Source organism: Flavonifractor plautii ATCC 29863 (assembly GCF_000239295.1).
Taxonomy (GTDB): domain Bacteria; phylum Bacillota; class Clostridia; order Oscillospirales; family Oscillospiraceae; genus Flavonifractor; species Flavonifractor plautii.
Genome location: NZ_JH417824.1, coordinates 1 through 840 on the forward strand (window position 1 = coordinate 1; position 840 = coordinate 840).

General features: G+C 56.2%; 1 protein-coding gene. It reads right to left on the bottom strand.

Features of this window, described 5'->3' with window-relative positions:
• Positions 1-139: 139 nt before the first annotated feature.
• Positions 140-484, bottom strand: coding sequence for a helix-turn-helix domain-containing protein (locus HMPREF0372_RS14055; protein ID WP_007493800.1), 345 nt, complete (start codon positions 482-484; stop codon positions 140-142).
• Positions 485-840: the final 356 nt, after the last annotated feature.

An 840-nucleotide genomic window follows, 5' to 3' on the forward strand; every position in this document is an offset into this window, starting at 1 on the left:
GGTCGTCACCTATTTTGACGCCGCCGGCGTGGAGCTGGCCTCCCAGTCCTTCTCCTCTGCGGACTGAACCCGGTACGCACCGAGGGAGCTGCACCTGTGCAGCTCCCTTTTTCGCTCCAAAAAGGGGAGCTGACAACTGTCAGCTCCCCTTTTGCTCCTCTTTTTCCCCGGATACGCCGCCGCCCGACAGACGGTTGTAATCGGCAAACAGGTCTGCTGTTCTCTGAAGGATACCTCTCTGCTCCTGGGTCAGCCTGCTTACATCGAGGGTAACGCTGCCCATCCCCCGCCGCCCCAGCAGCGAATCGGTACTCACTCCAAGAATATTCGCAATCCGAATCAGAATATCATAGGAGGGCAGCCGCGTCCCGTTCTCGTAGGCCGACACAGAGGCTCCGGTCACCCCCAGACGGCAGGCAAAATCGGCCTGGGTCATCTTCATTGAGGTCCGATATTCCTTGATCCGCTCCCCTAGGTCTTTCATCCATCCAACCTCCGCCCTTAGCCTGCTACCCTATTTTATCGAATGGCAAAAAACATTTGGTTTTATCTACAAGGTGTTGAATATATACCCATGCTGTGCTATACTGTCAGTAGAATTATTTCCTTGTATGCCGTTCTGTTCCCGGATCCCCCTCCGCCGCGTCTTACCCGGTTCAACTCCCCCAAAATACGCGGCCCCGCCGCGGCGTCCGCCTTTGGATGCCTGCCTTCGGGCACTGTGCAGGAGATCTGCATTGCCATATCATCCGACTGAGAGGAGAAAACCAAATGAAAAAACGCATTCTGTCCCTTGCCATGGCCGCCTGCCTGGCCCTGTCCATGATGCTCACCCTGTCC

Bases quoted from the DNA above. Each gene is read 5' to 3' on its own strand.
- HMPREF0372_RS14055 (WP_007493800.1), bottom strand. From the start codon at position 484: ATGAAAGACCTAGGGGAGCGGATCAAGGAATATCGGACCTCAATGAAG.